Source organism: Stenotrophomonas maltophilia (assembly GCF_001676385.1).
In the GTDB taxonomy this organism is placed as follows: Bacteria; Pseudomonadota; Gammaproteobacteria; order Xanthomonadales; family Xanthomonadaceae; genus Stenotrophomonas; species Stenotrophomonas maltophilia_J.
Window position 1 is genome coordinate 14902 of sequence record NZ_LYVJ01000002.1, and the last position, 18175, is coordinate 33076.

The 18175-nt window shown below is 66.5% G+C and carries 15 protein-coding genes and 1 pseudogene; 11 read left to right on the forward strand and 5 right to left on the reverse strand.

Translation table 11 applies throughout. The annotated features are described in order from the left end of the window. Positions 1 to 98: 98 nt before the first annotated feature. Positions 99 to 1727: an MASE1 domain-containing protein gene (locus A9K58_RS02420; RefSeq protein WP_475282630.1), complete on the forward strand. Its 1629-nt coding sequence runs from the start codon at positions 99 to 101 to the stop codon at positions 1725 to 1727. Between the two features lie 159 nt (positions 1728 to 1886). Here A9K58_RS02420 and A9K58_RS02425 read toward each other — a convergent pair whose 3' ends face one another. Next, positions 1887 to 2345, reverse strand: a complete 459-nt coding sequence (locus tag A9K58_RS02425; RefSeq protein WP_065197824.1) for a hypothetical protein — start codon at positions 2343 to 2345, stop codon at positions 1887 to 1889. Between the two features lie 486 nt (positions 2346 to 2831). Here A9K58_RS02425 and A9K58_RS02430 point away from each other — a divergent pair. From A9K58_RS02430 to A9K58_RS02440, 3 genes and pseudogenes are all read left to right on the forward strand, one after another. Continuing rightward, positions 2832 to 3203, forward strand: a pseudogene (locus A9K58_RS02430) (MASE1 domain-containing protein); the annotation flags it as partial. Positions 3204 to 3299: 96 nt separating this feature from the next. Further along, a complete protein-coding gene (locus A9K58_RS02435; RefSeq protein ID WP_065198129.1) occupies positions 3300 to 4652 on the forward strand; it encodes a GGDEF domain-containing response regulator in 1353 nt (450 codons plus the stop codon). Positions 4653 to 4723: 71 nt separating this feature from the next. Next, positions 4724 to 5185: a bacteriohemerythrin gene (locus A9K58_RS02440; RefSeq protein ID WP_065197826.1), complete on the forward strand. Its 462-nt coding sequence runs from the start codon at positions 4724 to 4726 to the stop codon at positions 5183 to 5185. Here the strand turns inward: A9K58_RS02440 and A9K58_RS02445 are convergent. Further along, a complete protein-coding gene (locus A9K58_RS02445; RefSeq protein WP_065197827.1) occupies positions 5166 to 6467 on the reverse strand; it encodes an MFS transporter in 1302 nt (433 codons plus the stop codon). The two genes, A9K58_RS02440 and A9K58_RS02445, sit on opposite strands and share 20 nt — an antisense overlap. Positions 6468 to 6684: 217 nt before the next feature. Beyond that, positions 6685 to 8181 (reverse strand): aldehyde dehydrogenase, encoded by a 1497-nt coding sequence (locus A9K58_RS02450; RefSeq protein ID WP_065197828.1) that lies wholly within the window; start codon positions 8179 to 8181, stop codon positions 6685 to 6687. A gap of 104 nt (positions 8182 to 8285) precedes the next feature. Here A9K58_RS02450 and aptA point away from each other — a divergent pair, with 104 nt between their 5' ends. The 6 genes from aptA to A9K58_RS02480 all read left to right on the forward strand — a co-directional run bounded on the left by aptA (position 8286) and on the right by A9K58_RS02480 (position 14513). Next, positions 8286 to 9638, forward strand: coding sequence for an omega-aminotransferase AptA (gene aptA, locus A9K58_RS02455; protein ID WP_065197829.1), 1353 nt, complete (start codon positions 8286 to 8288; stop codon positions 9636 to 9638). Between the two features lie 62 nt (positions 9639 to 9700). Then, positions 9701 to 10579 (forward strand): ParB N-terminal domain-containing protein, encoded by an 879-nt coding sequence (locus A9K58_RS02460; RefSeq protein ID WP_065197830.1) that lies wholly within the window; start codon positions 9701 to 9703, stop codon positions 10577 to 10579. Between the two features lie 121 nt (positions 10580 to 10700). Continuing rightward, on the forward strand, positions 10701 to 11987 hold the full coding sequence (locus tag A9K58_RS02465) for a DUF445 domain-containing protein (protein WP_065197831.1): 1287 nt from the start codon (positions 10701 to 10703) through the stop codon (positions 11985 to 11987). 254 nt (positions 11988 to 12241) lie between these two features. Next, positions 12242 to 12556, forward strand: coding sequence for a DUF3649 domain-containing protein (locus A9K58_RS02470; protein WP_065197832.1), 315 nt, complete (start codon positions 12242 to 12244; stop codon positions 12554 to 12556). Next, the gene (locus A9K58_RS02475; RefSeq protein ID WP_065197833.1) at positions 12553 to 14187 is read left to right on the forward strand and encodes a PepSY-associated TM helix domain-containing protein; all 1635 of its coding nucleotides are present in this window, start codon (positions 12553 to 12555) and stop codon (positions 14185 to 14187) included. Before A9K58_RS02470 ends, A9K58_RS02475 begins: the two co-directional genes overlap by 4 nt. Further along, positions 14184 to 14513 (forward strand): DUF3325 domain-containing protein, encoded by a 330-nt coding sequence (locus tag A9K58_RS02480; protein ID WP_065197834.1) that lies wholly within the window; start codon positions 14184 to 14186, stop codon positions 14511 to 14513. Before A9K58_RS02475 ends, A9K58_RS02480 begins: the two co-directional genes overlap by 4 nt. Positions 14514 to 14603: 90 nt before the next feature. Here the strand turns inward: A9K58_RS02480 and rlmKL are convergent, their stop codons facing one another. Beyond that, the gene (rlmKL, locus tag A9K58_RS02485) at positions 14604 to 16742 is read right to left on the reverse strand and encodes a bifunctional 23S rRNA (guanine(2069)-N(7))-methyltransferase RlmK/23S rRNA (guanine(2445)-N(2))-methyltransferase RlmL (protein WP_065197835.1); all 2139 of its coding nucleotides are present in this window, start codon (positions 16740 to 16742) and stop codon (positions 14604 to 14606) included. Positions 16743 to 16887: 145 nt separating this feature from the next. Further along, positions 16888 to 17415 carry an alpha/beta hydrolase gene (locus A9K58_RS02490; RefSeq protein WP_065197836.1) on the reverse strand — a complete coding sequence of 176 codons (528 nt, stop codon included), beginning with the start codon at positions 17413 to 17415 and terminating at the stop codon, positions 16888 to 16890. Between the two features lie 66 nt (positions 17416 to 17481). Here A9K58_RS02490 and A9K58_RS02495 point away from each other — a divergent pair, with 66 nt between their 5' ends. Next, positions 17482 to 18048, forward strand: coding sequence for an N-acetylmuramoyl-L-alanine amidase (locus tag A9K58_RS02495; RefSeq protein ID WP_065197837.1), 567 nt, complete (start codon positions 17482 to 17484; stop codon positions 18046 to 18048). Positions 18049 to 18175: the final 127 nt, after the last annotated feature.

The window sequence follows — 18175 nt, forward strand, 5'->3', positions numbered from 1 at the left end:
TGTGATGGATGGTTCACCAGTTCCCCAAATGCGCAGTCGTGCAATTGCATAATCGTTCGCAGACCGATACCGTCCTGAAGAACCGGGCCCCGCGGCGAATGGATGCTGACAGGGGACACGTAGGAGAGGGGGACGTGCGATTGGACTGGTGGAAAGAAGGATTGTTGCTGAAGGTGCGCATTCGTCCGGCTGGCCTGATGCTGGCCTTGCTTTATGCAGTTGCCTACTGGGCAACCCGACAGTTGTCGCTGGATCAATTTTATCTACCAGCTGGAATCCGGGTGGCGGCCGTGCTGTTGTGTCCGCCTCGCCTGTGGCCCTACCTGCTGCTGGGCGAATATGCGTACTTTGCACAGTCCCGCGTGCCTATGATCGAGAAGTATGGCCTGACGTGGGCCATTGTTGCCTCCGCGTTCCTCATGCCAGCGGTGATGCTGATTGTGAAGCTGCAACGACGACTGATGGCAGAGTCGCAGACGATCGGCCTTCTGCTGATTGCAGCCGCTGCCAGCGTCGTCGTTACTCTGCTCAACCTGAGCTTTTCGCATCTGCTTTGGCCGACACCCCCAACCACGCCCTTCCTGACCAATGCGGCTCGCTACAGTGTGGGTGACTTCATCGGCATTCTGACGGTGACCCCCATCGCCCTGCTGTGGGCGCGACAGGACGTGGAGCAGCAGTGGAGCGCGCTAAAGAAAGTCCCGATGCTGGCATCACTTTCATTGATGCTGCTGATCGGAATAACAGCGACTCAACTGCCCACAGAATGGATTGCATTGAAGGCAACATTCCTGCTGCTGTTGGCGCTCCCAGCGACCGCGCTTACCTGCCTGTATGGCTGGAAGGGTGCTGCCCTTGCAGTGCCGGTGCTCAACATGGTCATCGGCCTGACCACGCCCAACACCCATCCAACCGCATTCGATCCCGCGGCCTTCATCACTCAGCAGATCATGGCGATCAGCGGCATCGTATTGCTACTGCTCGGATCACGCATTACCCACTTCTACCACCGTTACAGACTGCGCGAGATGGGAGAAAGGGACGCGATCCATCTTGCAAGGAGCTCGCAATTGGCCAGCGAGATGGAGCTGCGCGAACGTGCCCTGCACCTTCGCAAGCTTGGCGACGGCATTGATACGTCCCTGGTTGAACTGGCCGAATGGCTCAAGGCTCAGGGACATCACGCAGTGGCCAGCAGCCTTCTGCATACATCGAATGTACATTCGCGGCTGTTTCGCGAGCAGACAAGCATGGTCTATCCATCAGGTCTGGAGCACCTAGGGCTTTACGTGGCCTTGCAGGCTGGTGGCATCCGTGAATCATGGAAGCTCACGGAGCGCGTTCTTCGCCCGGATCTGAAAGGCGACCCCTGCAACCTGAGCGTGGAACTGCAGTTGGCTGCTTACCGAACACTCATCGATGCGGTCTCCATTCTTCTCAAGCATGAAGGTGGTCAGATCCGCATTCGTGCCAGGTGTGGGAGAATGGGCACCAAGCGCGGAATCCTCATGGTCGTGTCACTGCTGGATCCGCATGTGCGCCTTTCCCAGCAGACAACCATGTCGGCGTTCGAGCGACTGACCGGACGAACCCTCGCCTATGACGGAATCGTGGACTGCTATCGCAACCGGGTCAGAATTCTGTTCCTCGATCGCGAAACCAATCTTGAGGCCACGTCCAGTGCTCCACCACAGTACAGCTGTCCCGCACCGTCTGCTCTGCAGTAGCGCGCTTCATAGCCAAGCGACCGGATCGAGCCAAGGCAGTGGAATGGCATCAGCATGTCCCACACCACCGTGCTCCAAGATGTCACGGGCACCCGGCGAACATCAGGTGCCCGTGCAATCCGATACTGAGGCTCGCCGATATCCCGGCGAGAGGCCCTATCAAGGTGCTTCTACCGCCCACAACGTATCAGTTCCGCTCGCATATCTGACAAGCGTGAATGCAGCAGCCCGATAGACAATCGTTCTGCTGGCCTTGGCGGGAACGGGCAGGCGCTGCTCCGGCAACGATACCTTCGCGGATGGATCACCTGCAGGTAGCACCCAGAACGTGCCGGCAGCATTGCCGATCACAATGTGCACCCGCCCCGCGAGGTCGTTTACCTGGAAATAATCCATGCCATCGCGCTCGAACCCGTAGACCAGCCAACCGGGATCCACGCTCAGGTTTTCCGCCAGCGGGATCGACTGACCGAGCCCTCGGGTAGCCATCTTGACTCCATGGTCATCACCCGGGGCAAAAGCAAAAACGGCTAACGGTGCCAACATCAACGCGCCAGCAAATGCATGAATTTTGAAATTTCTCACACTGACCTCCAGGTTGGATGCAATACGCATCATGAAGGATGCTACCCAATTCCATCAGCATATACCGGGCGCAGACTATAGTGCCTATCGGACATAATCCACTGGATCGATGCAAACCCATGCCACGTCGACACTGCGTCCGAAATTGCCAATGCCCTCAACAAGACCGCTGCAATCAAGCAAGCGCCCAAGCCTGCCTTTCTGTAGGTCGCCATCGACGGCGACCACGGTGACACGCTCCCGTAGCGCATCCCAATGGGGTAAATCCGGGTAGGTCCGCAGGCATGCGGCACGAGGCGATCGAACCGCGCAACCCATCCATGCTGCGGGTCGGCGGCAGCTGCGACCGGGACCTGGACAAGCGCGTGCAACAGCAGAAATGCGTCGATTGTCTGATGGCGAACACGCCTGACAGCATCAACCGCCCGGTGCGACGGGTGCAGAGGCTGGAACGCGATCAGCGTGTGGCCATACGGATTGTGGATGATTCAGCGTCCGCAGGTGGCTATGCCGCTGCACTGCAATATGTTGAACAACACCCATCGCGTCATTCCACCCAGGCTGGCGGGCAATCCCTGCCTGCTGACCGTGGATCGGCAATTGACCGTCTACCGCTCCTTGATCGAGGCGGTGTCACTCCTGCTGGTGTTGGAGACCAGGCAGGTCTGCATTCGTGCCCGAAGTGGCCGGGCGGAGGGACGTCGCGGCATCGTTGTTGTCGTGAGCCTGCTCGACCGTAGCTGCGCGCTGTCGACACGTGCCACGCACCAGGCCGTCGAACGCCTGGCCGGCCGGATGCTTGCCTACGACGGTACGGTTCACTGCCAGGGCAATCGGCTGCGACTGGGCCTGCATGAGTCGATCACCCACCCTTCGCCGACCGCGGCCTGATGCGGAACCTGGTCCGGCGCGCAACGCTCACCGCTAAAGTTACACCCGAAACCGCCGCTATCCGTGCCAAGCCCATCCCCCGTGAGCCACCGCATCATGCCCGTGCCGCCGCAGGTCGCCGCCGATGGCGACCTGGACGATCCGCTGCCGCAGCGGATCCTGCTGGTTGAAAACTCCCGCGCGTTCACCGGGATGCTGCGCGAAGCCATCGAGCAACGCCTGGAACTGCCGGTGGTCGTCACCTCCACCCTGGCCGAGGCCGATCGCCTGCTCAGCCAGGAGGACGGCTGGTTCCTGGTGCTGACCGGACTGGTCCTGGCCGATGGCGACCGCGACACGGTGGTCGAGTTCTTCCTCAAGCGCAACCTGCCGACGGTGGTGGTCAGCGGCGTGTACGACGAGGATCTGCGCGGGCGCGTGCTGCAGCAGCAGATCATCGACTACGTGCTGAAGAATACCCCTGGCAGCATCGACTACCTGGTGTGGCTGGTGCAGCGGCTGGAACGCAACCGCCGTATCGCGGCGCTGGTGGTGGATGACTCGCCATCCGCGCGCGGCTATGCCGCGGCGCTGCTGCGCATGTACGGCCACGAGGTCCACGAGGCCGCCGACGGCAGCGAGGGCCTGGCCGCGATCGAGGCGCACCCGGCAATCCGCCTGGCCGTGGTCGACCAGGAAATGCCCGGGATGCAGGGAGTGGAATTCACCCGGCGCCTGCGCACCCTGCGCTCGCGCGACAAGGTGGCGGTGATCGGCATCTCCGGCAATACCGACGCCTCGCTGATTCCGCGTTTCCTGAAGAACGGTGCCAACGACTTCCTGCGCAAGCCGTTCTCGCGCGAGGAGTTCTTCTGCCGCGTCTCGCAGAACGTGGATCAGCTGGAACTGATCGGTACCCTGCAGGATCTGGCCACCCGCGATTTCCTGACCGGCCTGCCCAACCGCCGCTGCTTCCTGGAGCAGAGCCAGCGCCAGTTGCCACAGCTGCAGCTGCACGGGCAGTGCGCTGCGGTCGCCATGATCGATATCGATCACTTCAAGCACATCAATGACACCCATGGCCACGAAGCCGGCGACGACGCATTGCGCGCGGTGGCCGGTGCGGTGGCCGCGCATGCGCGCAGCCAGGACTTGATCGCGCGTTTCGGCGGCGAGGAGTTCTGCCTGCTGGTGCCAGGCATGGAGCAGGACGAGGCGCTGCTGTACTTCGAGGAACTGCGCCAGCGCATTGCCGCGCTGGAAGTGGACATCGGCACCGCTACCCTGCGCATGACGGTCAGCATCGGGCTGTGCTGCCTGCATCCGCAGCGCGATGCGCTGCACCGGCTGATCTCCGAGGCCGACCGCCAGCTCTACCTGGCCAAGGCCGGCGGCCGCAACCGCGTCAGCTGTGCCCGGGTGGCCACTCCGCTGCGCCCGCGCGAACCGGCCCTGACCGGCATGCCTTGATCCAGATCAACGCCGCCTGCGCGCACCGCCTCTACAGTCGGCCCCGGCATACGCATCGAGGGGAGCCGGGGATGGCACTACTGGTCTGGCAGGACGATCTGAACATCGGCATCGATGTGATCGACCAACAACACCGTCGCATCATCGAGATGCTCAACCACCTGCACGTGGCCCAGGCCAGCATGCAGCGTGTGGCGGTAGGGGAAGTGATCGACGAGGTGGTGGACTACACCATGTCCCACTTCGCGTTCGAAGAAGAACTGATGGAAGAAGCAGGCTACCCGTTCTGTGCGGCGCACAAGCGCGTGCATGAGATTTTCATCAAGCGCGTGGCCGAGTACCGGCTGCGCTTCCAGGCCGGCGAGGATATCAGCGATGAACTGCGCACCATGCTCTCGCGCTGGCTGTTCAACCACATCCGTGGCGATGACCAGGCCTACGCCGAGCAGGTCAAGGCACATCTGAACCAGTTCGCCCGCGAGCACCAGGGCGGCAGCTGGCTGGGACGCACGCTCAAGCGCTTCTTTGGCTGACCCGCAGCGCACGCCGGTGCAGGGCGACCAGTGCACACAGGGTCGCTGCCGCGGTCAGGCACAGGTAATAGCCGACCGCCACCAGGCCGAAGCGCTCGGCCAGCCAGGTGGCCAGGTACGGCGCCGGCGCCGCACCCAGGATGCCGGCCAGGTTGAAGGACAGCGAAGCGCCGGTATAGCGCACTTCCACCGGGTAGATCTCGGCCAGGAACGTACCGCATGGTCCATAGGTCAGGCCCATCAGGAACAATCCCAGGCACAGGAACGCAGTGACCAGCCATGGGCTGTGCGGCTGGAACAGCGGTGCGAACAGCACGCCGAAGCCGATGATGAGCAGGCTCGCCACGATCATCGTGCGCCGCGTGCCCCAACGGTCCCCATAGCGCGCCGACAGCGGGATGCCCAGCGCGAAGAACAACATGCCCGCCATCTGCATCAGCAGGAACTGCTCGCGGCTGTAACCCAGCACTGCAGTGCCGTGGCCGAGGCTGAACACCGTCATCAGGTAGAACAGCACGAAGGTGGCGAACGCGCCCAGCGTACCCAGCAGCATCGGCACGGGGTGGTCACGCAGCACCGTCCACATGGGCAGCCGCACAGGCGCCTTTCGCTCCAGCGCCTTCTTGAAGTCGGGGGTCTCGTGGATGTTCAGCCGCACCCACAGGCCAAGGCCGACCAGCAGCGCGCTGGCCACGAACGGAATGCGCCACCCCCACTGCAGGAAGTCGTCCTGGCTCAGCCAGCGGCCGAGCACGAGGAAGATGCCGGCCGACAGCAGGAAGCCCAGCGGTGCTCCCAGCTGCGGGAACATGCCGTACCAGGCGCGCTTGCCCGGCGGTGCGTTCTCGGTCGCCAGCAGCACCGCCCCACCCCACTCGCCGCCCAACCCCAGGCCTTGCCCGAAGCGGCACAGCGCCAGCAACGCCGGCGCCCATAGCCCGATCTGCGCGTGGGTCGGCAGCAGGCCGATCAGTACGGTCGACAGGCCCATGGTCAGCAGTGCGGCCACCAGGGTGGCCTTGCGGCCGATGCGGTCGCCGAAGTGCCCAAACACGGCCGAACCCACCGGACGCGCAACGAACGCCACCGCGAAGGTCGCCAGGGACTGCAGCAACGCTGCTTGTTCGCTGCTGTCCGGGAAGAACAGGTGCGGAAACACCAGTACCGCCGCTGTGGCGTAGATGTAGAAATCGAAGAACTCGATGGTGGTGCCGATCAGGCTGGCCAGCAGGACACGGCGAGGCGAATTCACGGATGGTGCAGCAGCAGCGATGGTCGGCATCGGCAACACGGATAACGGCGGATCGCCCGATTCTGCCACGGGCCGGCGGCCGTACGGGGCGATGGTTTCAGCAGACACCGATGCCTGCGCGCGTATCCGCCCGCGCGCCCGATCGCAGCAAGCACCTGTGTAGAGCCGAGCCCACGCTCGGCAGCATTCCGCGGATAGCAGCCGGGCATGCGCTCGGCCCTACAGGTGAGCGCGGGGCCGGGCGTCGCTACAGTTGGATCCAGGTTGCCTTGATCTCGCTGTATTTGTCGAACGCGTGCAACGACTTGTCACGACCATTGCCGGACTGCTTGTAACCGCCAAAGGGTGCCGTCATGTCACCCCCATCCCAGCCGTTCACCCACACGCTGCCGGCGCGCAACTGGCGTGCGACACGATGGGCGCGCCCCAGGTCACGCGTCCACAGGCCGGCGGCCAGTCCATAGCGGCTGTCGTTGGCCACGCGCACGGCTTCGGCCTCGTCCTCGAAGCCAAGCACGGCCAGCACTGGCCCGAACACTTCCTCGCGCGCCAGTGCCTGATCGGGACGTACCTGGTCGAACACCGTGGGTTGCACGTAGTGCCCCCCCGCTTCCACCTCCGCACGACGCCCGCCCAGCAGCAAGCGGGCGCCCTCGCCTTCGGCGCGAGCAATGTCGCCCAGCACCTTCCCGGCATGTGCAGCATCGACCAGTGCCCCCATCGGAGCGTCGGGCTCAAGCGGATGCCGCGGCTGCATGTGCTGGCCATAGGCGACCACCTGGTGCACGAATTCCTCGCGGATCGAACGTTGTACCAGCAGCCGCGAACCGGCGGTACAGACTTCGCCCTGGTTGAAAAAGATGCCCTGGGCGACCGCCCTGGCCGCTGCGTCCAGATCCGGCGCGTCGGCGAACACGAGGTGCGGGCTCTTGCCACCACATTCCAGCCAGACCCGCTTGAGGTTGGATCGCCCTGAATACTGCAGCAGCTTCGCGCCGGTGGCAGTGGAGCCGGTGAAAGCCAGCACGTCCACATCCATGTGCAGGGCCAGCGGTTCGCCGACGCGCGCGCCCTGGCCCGGCAGCACGTTCAATACACCGTCGGGCAGCCCGGCATCGGCCGCCAGCGCCGCCAGCCGCAGCGCACTCAAGGGCGAGCGTTCGGAAGGCTTGAGCACCACCGAGTTGCCCATGGCCAGGGCGGGCGCGATCTTCCAGCAGGCCATCAGCAACGGGAAGTTCCACGGCACGATGGCGGCTGCCACGCCGGCCGCCTCGCGCGTGACCAGCCCCAGCTCGTGCGGGCCGGTGGGTGCGATTTCGCCGTACAGCTTGTCCACCGCCTCGGCGGTCCAGGTCAGGCAGCGCACCACGCCGGGCAGGTCGATGCGCCGCGCATCACGCACCGGCTTGCCCATGTCCAGGGTCTCCAGCAGGGCCAGCTCGTCGGCGTGTTTTTCCACCAACGCCGCCAAGGCCAACAGCACGCGCTTGCGATGGGCCGGGCTGGCCTGCGACCAGTGGCCAGCTTCGAAGGCACGCCGCGCGGCCAGCACCGCGCGCTCCACGTCCTGCGCATCGCAGTCGGCGACCGCGGCCAGCACCCGGCCGTCGATCGGGCTGATGCAGTCAAAGCGCGCACCGCTGGCAGCATCGACGTAGCGGCCATCGATGAATGCCTGGTTCGGCATCGACAACTGTTGGGACAGCGCCTGCCAGTGGCTGCGGTCGGGGAATTCGGCCATGTCGGGCTCCTCGGAACAGTTTCCCCGGTTATACCGGCGTGTCCGCGACTCCACCGTGACGCGGCTGCGCTACATTCAGCCCATCGGACCCCGATGGAGCTGGCATGAAACGTTCCGCGAGCGACCTGAACGACCTGGCCACCCAGCGCCCGGAATCCCTGGACGCGTACTGGATGCCGTTCACCGCCAATCGCCAGTTCAAGGCCGCACCGCGTGTGCTGGTGCGCGCCGAGGGCATGCACTACGAGGATGCCGACGGCCGCCAGATCCTCGACGGCACCGCCGGGCTCTGGTGCTGCAACGCCGGCCACGCCCGGCCGCGCATCGTCGAGGCCATCGTCGATCAGGCACGCACGCTGGATTACTCGCCCGCCTTCCAGATGGGATCGCCACCGGCATTCGCGCTGGCAGAGCGCCTGGCGGCGCTGGCACCGGGCGCGCTCAACCATGTGTTCTTCACCAACTCCGGCTCCGAGGCGGTGGATACCGCGATGAAGATCGTGCTGGCCTACCACCGCCAGCGTGGCGAGGGCCAGCGTACCCGCTTCATCAGCCGCGAGAAGGCCTACCACGGGGTCGGGTTCGGCGGCATGGCGCTGGGCGGGTTGCCCAACAACCGCAAGGCCTTCAGCCTGCAGCTGGGCGGCGTGGATTACCTGCGCCACACGCTGGACCTGCAGCGCAATGCGTTCAGCAAGGGCCTGCCGTGCCATGGCGCCGAGCTGGCTGAGGACCTGGAACGACTGATCGCCCTGCATGACGCCTCGACGATTGCTGCCGTGTTCGTCGAGCCCATTGCCGGTTCGGCCGGGGTGATCCTGCCGGCGCCCGGCTACCTGCAGCGGCTGCGCGAAATCTGCGACCAGCACGGCATCCTGCTGGTGTTCGACGAGGTCATCACCGGCTTCGGGCGGGTCGGCATGCCCTTCGCGGCGCAGCGCTTCGGCGTCACCCCGGACCTGCTGACGTTCGCCAAGGCGGTCAGCAATGGAGCCGTGCCGTTGGGCGGTGTGCTGGCCAGCGATGCCGTGCACGCGTCACTGATGCAGGGCCCGCCACAGATGATCGAACTGTTCCACGGTTACACCTACTCCGGCCATCCGCTGGCCTGCGCGGCGGCGCTGGCCACGCTGGACGTCTACGCCGAGGAGCGCCTGTTCGAGCGTGCCATCGAGCTGGGCGATTACTGGCAGGAAAGGCTGCATGCGCTGCGGGACCTGCCGAACGTGATCGACATCCGCAACTTCGGCCTGGTCGGCGCAGTCGAGCTGGCGCCGCGCCGCGATGCGGCCGGCAGCCGCGGCTACGAGGTGTTCCGGCGCTGTTTCCATGATGGCCAACTGCTGGTGCGCTGCACCGGCGACATCATCGCGCTGTCGCCGCCGCTGATCGTGGACAAGGCGCAGATCGACCAGATCACCGGCACCCTGGGCGAGATGATCCGGGTCACTGCCTGAGCCCGGGCCAGCCGTGGCGAGCAGGTACAATGGTCGGTTCCGCTCCTGCTCGCCGCCTGCCCATGGAAATCGTCGTCAAAGAAGAACTCAAGGCCTACATCGACCCGCTGACCGCGGACGAACATGACGCGCTGGAGCGCAGCATCCTGGCCGAAGGCTGCCGTGACGCCCTGGTGCTGTGGGGCAATGTACTGGTGGACGGCCACAACCGCTTCGGCATCTGCCAGAAGCACGGCCTGCCGTTCAACACCGTGCAGAACACCCGCTTCAAGAGCATGGAGGACGTGCACCTGTGGATGATCGAGCAGCACCTGGGCCGGCGCAGCGTGTCCGACTTCCAGCGCGGCGTGCTGGCGCTGCGCAAGCGTGACATCCTGGCCGCGCGCAAGCAGGCCGAACAGGCGCAATTGCAGCGCGAGAGCGACGGCACCGCCGGGATCACCGAGGATGCCGGCGAGGACAGCCCGCCGTGGGAACCGGCACCGAAGCTCAGCCGCGCCGAGCTGGCGCGCGAGGCGAAGCTGAGCACCAGCCAGGTCGGCATGATCGAACGCATCCATGCGCAGGCTGCGGCCGAGGTGGTGGAAGCGGTGAAGGCGGGGGTGATCTCGATCAGCGCGGCCGCCGCCGTGGCCGACCTGCCCGAAGAAGAACAGCGCGCCGCCGCCGCGGGTGGCAAGGACGAACTGAAGCAGGCCGCCAAGCGCGTGCGCGAGTCCAAGCGCAAACCGCGCGCAGCGAAGGCGGAAGCAGCCGAGATGGATTTCGAGGAGCCGGACGAAGAACAGATCGCCAGCCGCGATGCCGAGGTGCTGTCGGCGCTGGAGCAGTTGGGCGAGGATGCGCCGGCACTGCGACGCCGCATCGTCGCGCTGACCCGCGAGAACGACACCCTGCGCGCGCAGCTGGCCGCGCTGCGCAAGCAGCTGGAAGCGGTGTAACGGTCGCATCACATCGCTGTAGAGCCGAGCCCATGCTCGGCTGCCTTGCGCGCGGCAAACAGCAGCCGAGCATGGGCTCGGCTACAGGCAGGCGTCACCGGGGTGCGGTTAGACTTCCGACATGACGCCTGCCAACGATCCACGCCGCGCCCGGCTGCGGCGCCTGAAGGCCCTCGCACTGGGCCTGCTGCTGTTGATGCTGGCCGGTTTCGCGGTCAGCCACTGGCAGGGCGAGCGCGGCATCTGGGCGTGGGTTTCAGCCTTCTGCGAAGCCGCTGCGGTAGGTGCGCTGGCCGACTGGTTCGCGGTCGTTGCCCTCTTCCGGCGACCGATGGGCCTGCCCATTCCGCACACGGCGATCATCCCGCGTAGCAAGCAACGCATCGGCGACAGCCTCGCCCTGTTCGTCCGTGACCAGTTCCTGGAACCGCAGGTGCTGCTGGCCAAGCTCCAGGTATTTGACCCTGCCAGCCGTCTCGGCAGTTGGCTGGCTGATCCGGCACGTTCGCGGATGCTGGCCGACATGGCCCGCGGCTGGGCGCTGCAGGCGCTGGATTTCTTCGACGAGACCGCCGTGCGCCGGCAGCTGCACGGCTTCGTGGTGCAGCAGCTGCGCCAGTGGAATGCCGCCGCCACCGTCGGTGAACTGCTGGCGCTGCTGACTGCCGACGGGCGCCACCAGCGCGTACTGGACGAAGGGCTGCAGCGGCTTGGGCGCTGGCTGGAACAACCGGAAGTGAAGGAGCGCGCCTCGCAGCTGATCGTGCGGTACATCCAGCGCGAGTGGCCGACGTTGTCGAGCACGGTGAACTGGGTCAAGCCGATCGACGAGATCGGCGACAGCCTCGCCGAGCGCCTGGCGCACGCAGTGTTGGAAGAACTGCAGCAAGTGCTGGCCGAGCCGCAGCATCCGCTGCGCCGGGACTACGAGACCTGGCTGCAGAACCATGTGCAGCGCCTGCGCGAGGACCCGGCGCTGGCCGCGCGTATCGAACAACTCAAGCAGGAAATGATCGACCATCCCGCCCTCCAGGACTACGTGCAGGGGCTGTGGGCGCGCATCCACGCCAGCCTGCGTGCGGACCTGCAGCGCGGGGACTCGGCCCTGGTCGGCCACCTGCAGCGCAGCCTGGCCTCGCTGGGCACCAGCCTGCAGGCCGATCCTGGCCTGCGCGACGCTCTCAACCAGCACCTGCTGGAAGGCGCGCAGCGCCTGACCGGTCGCCTCCGCGAAGGCGTGACCACGCATATCGCGCAGACCGTGAAGGGGTGGGACGAACGCCATCTGGTCGAGCAGCTGGAACTGAGCGTAGGCCGCGACCTGCAGTTCATCCGCTTCAACGGCACGCTGGTGGGCGGGCTTATCGGCCTGCTGCTGCATGCGGCGGCGGTGCTGCTCAGGTTCTAGGACGCAGCTTCGGAACCAAGGGGTTCCCTCTTCCGGCATCGTCACGCTTGATTCATGAAATGCGAATGCCTATCATTTACTTGTCGGTTGTGCGCTCCGCCAAGCGAGTGCGGAAAGCGTGCCCGTCGCCCGTGTACATCCCGGATCGCTGGCCGCCTGCAGCGGCAGTGTTTCGTCGACCGAACACGCTGGGCGGCATGCGCAAGCGCGCAAGGGGCCGCGGGCGCATTCCCCCTTCAACCAGCAGGATCACCGTGGAACGCTCGCCCGTAACCGCCCGCCCCCGCCCGCTCTTTTCCAACCCGCGCTGGGGCGTGCTGTCACGCTCGCTGGCCGCGATTCTCGGCGGTTATGCGCTGGCTTCGGTGACCAGCGTGTTCTGCGCGGTGGCCCTGCCCGGCGCGCGTGGCCAGACCGTGCTGACCGGCATGCTGCTGGGCATCCTCGTCGCCGCCTGTGCAGCGCTGTGGGCATTCGCCACGCGCAGCGCGCTGCGCGCCTGGGCCGGTATTCTCGTGCCCGCGTTGCTGATGGCAGCCGTCGCCCGCCTGCTGGGGGCCTGGGCATGAAGAACGGATTCCGCCAGTCGATGGCCTGGCTGCACACCTGGACCGGCCTGCTGGTGGGCTGGTTGCTGCTGCTGATCTTCATGGCCGGCACCGCCAGCTACTACCGCGAGGAAATCAGCCGCTGGATGCGCCCGGAGCTGCCTTCCAGCAACGTCAGCATCGACGTGGCCGCGCAGCGCGCGGTGGACTACCTGCAGTCCAACGCATCGCAGGCACAGGCCTGGTTCGTCACCCTGCCGCAGCCACGCAATCCGGCCATGCAGCTGTTCTGGCGGCTGCCCCCGGAACTGGCTGATCCTGCCCGTGGCCGCCGTGGTGCGTTCGGCGATGCCACCCTGGACCCGGGCACCGGCCAGGCGCTCAAGGCCCGCGAGACCCGTGGCGGCGACTTCTTCTACCGGCTGCACTTCGACCTGCATTACATCCCGGTGTACTGGGCGCGCTATCTGGTCGGCTTCTGTGCGATGTTCATGCTGGTGGCGATCATCACCGGCGTCATCACCCACAAGAAGATATTCAAGGACTTCTTCACCTTCCGCAGGGACAAGGGCCTGCGCTCATGGCTTGATTTCCACAACGTCAGCGCGGTGATGGCCCTGCCCTACCACGCGATGATCACCTACACCGGCCTCGTCACCCTGATGATCATGTACCTGCCGTGGGGAGTGAAAGTCGCCTACCCGCAGGACGAGGACAAGTTCGTCGGCGAGGCCTTCGGCGGCATGCCGGAAGTCACCGCCCCGGCTGAAGGCCGCGCCGCGCCGCTGCCGGTCGCGCAGTTGCTGGACAGCGCGCGCGCGCATTGGCACGGCGTGGAAGTGGCCGGCTTCACCGTGTCCAATCCGGGTGCGGCCAATGCGGTGATCGACATCCGCCAGCGCGACGGCAAGCGCTTGTCCACCAACACGCCCGTCGTGCGCTACGACATGGCCACTGGCAGGCTGCTGGAAGAGACACCCGCTTCCGGCGCAGCCACCGCGACCCGCGGCGTGCTGTACGGCCTGCACTTGGCGCGCTTCGCCGATTGGGGCCTGCGCGCCCTGTTCTTCCTGTCCGGCCTGGTCGGCTGCCTGATGGTCGCCAGCGGCGTGGTGCTGTGGGCGGTCAAGGAGCGGCCCAAGCATGCCAAGAGCGGCCGCACCGGTTTCGGCCTGCGCCTGGTCGATGCGTTGAACATCGGCACCGTAGCCGGCCTGCCGATTGCCTTCGCTGCCTACTTCTGGGGCAACCGCCTGCTGCCGCTGGACATCGCCGAGCGCCCCAGCGCCGAGGCGAACGCATTCTTCTGCGCCTGGGGCGCGGCACTGCTCGCCGCCTTCCTCTGGCCCAAGCGGATGATGTGGGCATGGCAGCTGTACCTGGGTGCGGCCGCTTTCGCGCTGGTGCCGGTGATCAATGCGCTGACCACGCATGCGCACCTGGGCGTCACCCTGCGCAGCGGTGACTGGGTGCTGGCCGGTTTCGACCTGTCGATGATCGCGTTCGGTGCGATGCTGGCGCTGTGCGGCTGGCGCATGCAGCGCTGGACGCCACCGCTGTCTGCGGCCGAGAAGAAGAAGCGCGCGGCCGCCGCCGCGCCCAGGACCCCGGTGGACGTCGCGCAAGCAGCCGAAGCGGAGGCCAGCGCATGATGCTGCTGGCGCTGGCCCTGTCCTTTTCTGCGTTCACCGCGCTGTCGCTTGCGATGGAAAAGCACCAGCACAACCTGCACGGCAGGGCCGCAGCCACGCCCGCACGGCGCACCCAGTGGCGCGTGCTGGGCTGGGCCCTGCTGACGGTGGCGTTCGCGCTGTGCGTGATCGACCACGGCTGGGCGATGGGCCCGGTGCTGTGGCTGGGCACGATGACACTGGGCGGTCTGGCACTGTCATTCGGGCTGTACCCGTACCGCCCGAACTGGATCGCACCACTGGCGATCGCGCTGCCGGTGCTGGGCCTGGTGATGGCGGTGCTGTAACCGCCGTCCACGCAGGGTACGGATGTGCTGATAGTCGTCGGGGTCGGATCCCTTGCGCGCGGCGCAGGGGATCCGGCCCCGGGCGTCGCGTTACCCCAACCGCTTCAGTTCCCACGCGCGATGGATGCGCGGATTGCGCTCGAAGTCCGGACCGATGGTGCGCGCGGTGATTTCGCGGCACTGGGCGAATTCGGCGATCGCATTCTCTTCCAGCTTGAAGCGCCGGAAGTTGTTGGAGAAGTACAGCACGCCGCCCGGCGCCAATCGTGCCACTGCCGCGCGCAGCAGCTTCAGCTGCTCGCGCTGTACGTCGAAGTCATCGGCACGTGCGGAGTTGGAGAAGGTCGGCGGGTCGCAGAAGATGACGTCGTACTGGCCACGGTCGCCCTCCAGCCAGGCCATCGCATCGGCCTGCACCAGCAGGTGCTGGTTGCCGCCCTGCCCGTTCAGCGCCAGGTTGTCGTAGCACCACTGCAGGTAGGTGGCCGACAGGTCGACGCTGGTGGTGCTGGCCGCACCGGCGACGGCGGCCTGCACGCTGGCCACGCCGGTATAGCAGAACAGGTTGAGGAAACGCTTGCCACGCACCTGTTCGGCCATCGTCCGGCGCAGCGGGCGGTGGTCGAGGAACAGGCCGGTATCCAGGTAATCGAACAGGTTCACCTGCAGCAGCGCGTGGTTCTCGCGCACCACGATGAATTCGTCACGCTGCTCGAAGCGGCCGTACTTGCTGCCGCCCTTGCCGCGCTCGCGCGACTTCATCGAGACCTGCTCCGGTGGCACGTCGAACACGTCGCGCGCAGCGGCCAGCAGCTCGTTGCGGCGCCGGCGCACATCGCTCTCCGGAATCGCCGCCGGTGCCGCGTATTCCTGCACGTGCAGGAAGGTGCGGCGCTTGCCACCGTCTTCCTCGTAGACATCAATGGCCGCCGCGTACTCCGGCAGATCGGCATCATAGGCGCGGAAGCAGGTAACGTCCTCGCGGGCGCGCCAGCTCTTGAACTTCTTCAGGTTCTTGCGCAGGCGGTTGGCCACCATCTGCGCCCCTTCGCTCAGCTCACGCGGCTGCGCCGGGTCACGGCCGGGCACGGCAATCGGATCGCAGACGATCAGCACGCATTCCAGCGCACCGTTGAACATCTGGTACTTCTTGCTGGCGCGCAGGCCGGTAGCAAAGGCCAGTTCATCATTGCCGCACAGCAGGCTGGCGCGCCACTGCGGCACCGCCTTCTGCAGGGCGTTGCCCAATGCGCGGTACAGCGCTGGATCAGCGGCCAGGCGCTCGTCGTACGGCGGGTTGCAGACTACCGCACCGATCTCTTGCTCCGGGGCGGCCAGGTCGGCCACATCGGCCCGGGTGAAGCGGATCGCGTGGGCGACGCCGGCAACCTCTGCATTCTCCCGCGCGGACTGGATGGCGGTCGGATCGATGTCGCTACCATGGATGACCGGCTTCAACGCAGCCAGGCCGGCGGCTTCGCGCTCACGCGCTTCGATCAGGATCGCCTTCCAGGCCGCCTTGTCGAAGCCCAGCCAGCGGCTCGGCGGCAGGCTGCCATGGCGCATCAGGCCAGGCGCGACGTCGGCGGCCATCAGCGCACCTTCGATCAGCAGCGTGCCGCTGCCGCACATCGGGTCCAGCAAGCCACCACCGGCGGCATGCAGGCGCGGCCACTGCGCGCGCAGCAGCAGCGCGGCGGCCAGGTTTTCCTTCAGCGGTGCCTCGTGGGCCGCGCCGCGCCAGCCACGCCGGTGCAGCGGGCCGCCCCCGAGATCGATCGACAGCGAGGCACGGCCCTTGCGCAGCGACAGGTTGACGCGCACGTCGGGCAGATCGGTGTTGACCGACGGGCGCTCCAGGCCTTCATCACGCATCCGATCGACGATGGCGTCCTTGATCCGCTGCGCGGCAAAGCGCGCATGGGTGATCTTGTCACCGGAGACGTGCGCGTCCACCGCCAGGGTCATCTCCGGCTTGATGTGCTCGTGCCACGGCAGCGCACGCACGCCGTCATACAGGGCCTGCTCGTCCGGGCAGTCGAATTCGTCGATCGGCCACAGCACGCGGCTGGCCAGGCGCGACCACATCACGATCCGCAGCGCCTGCTCCAGTTCGCCATCGGCGTTGACGCCGGCAATGGTGGCGGTGGCCTTGCCAAGGCCCAGGGCCGACAGTTCATCGGCAAGCAGGTATTCCAGGCCCTTGGCGCAGGAGACGAAGAATTTCACGGGATCGGTTCGCAGGTGGTCGGGCGCGGCAGGGAAGCCGGGCCAGTCGGGAAGGAGGGGCGCCGGTACGACCGGCAGGCCCGCGCCGGGAACGGCGGGGCTACCATTGTAGTCAATGCGGGCAGGCGCGCTGTGCGCCGGGCCATCACAGCTGCCGCAACAGGCACTCGAAGGCCAGGGCTGCGGCCTCCACGTGCCGCTCAAGGCGGTGCCCGTCGTCGACCAGCAGCAGTTGCGCCGACCGCGCCTGCGCCCAGGCGATCACCCCCGCCGCCGGAACCAGGTCGTCATGCCAGGCCTGAACCACGCTGATCGGCACGGCCGCGGCATCCAGCGCCGGCATCGGCCCCATGGTGGTCGGCGGCACCATCAGGAACAGGCCGGCCACCGGCACCTGCAACGAGGCGATGGCGGAGATGTACGCGCCGAGGCTGGAACCGGCCAGCACCACCGGGCCACGCTGGGCAGCAGCGGCGGCACGCTCGACCAGGCGCGCCAGGCGCGTGGGTACGTCACCGACCCGGCTGACTTCGCTCATTGCGTCCAGGTCGGTGTAATCGGGGCGCTCGTGGGTCCAGCCCAGGCGCTGCGCCACGTCGGCGAGCGCGGTGACCTTGGTCGCCTCTGGGCCGCTCTCGAAGCCGTGGGAGAGGATGCAGTGGCCGCGGCTCATGCGAGCGCTCCGTGGGCACGGATCGAAAAAGAAGGCAGGTTCATGCGCCAATGCTAGCATCGCCGCATGCCCAACCCGCTCCTGCCTGGCCTGCTGCTGCAGCCCCTGCCCTACGAAGACCGCCTGCCGCAGCGCGATCCGGCCACGCTGGAGATGGTGGTGATCCACTGCACCGAGCTGCCCGACCTGGCAACCGCCCGCGAGTACGGCGAGCGCGTGCTGTATGAAAGCGGCGCCGGCAACAGCGGCCACTTCTACATCGACCGCGACGGCAGCGTGGTGCAGTACGTGGCACCGGAACGCGTGGCCCACCACGTGCGAGGCATGAACGCGCATACGCTGGGCATCGAGCTGGTCAACACCGGGCGCTATCCGGACTGGTTCGACAGCCGCCACCAGGCGATGGACGAGCCGTACACCGAAGCACAGCTGCAGGCGCTGGAACGGCTGCTGCTGGCGCTGGTGGCGCGCTACCCGTCGCTGCGGCGGATTGCCGGGCACGACCAGCTGGACCTGGAGCAGGTAGCGGCCAGCGACGATCCGGCGCTGAGGGTGGCGCGCAAACGCGACCCGGGCCCGTTGTTCCCTTGGGCGCGGGTGCTGGCGAAGGTGCCACTGCAGCCGGTTGGGTAAGCGGCAGGGCTGCGCCCTGCACCCGCAGAGGCAACGGCAACGGCAACGGCAACGTCAAACGCTGGCATTCCGTGGGATGGCGGGGTGGGTCCGGTTGCGGGGGACGCCGTAAACCCCGCTCCGCGGT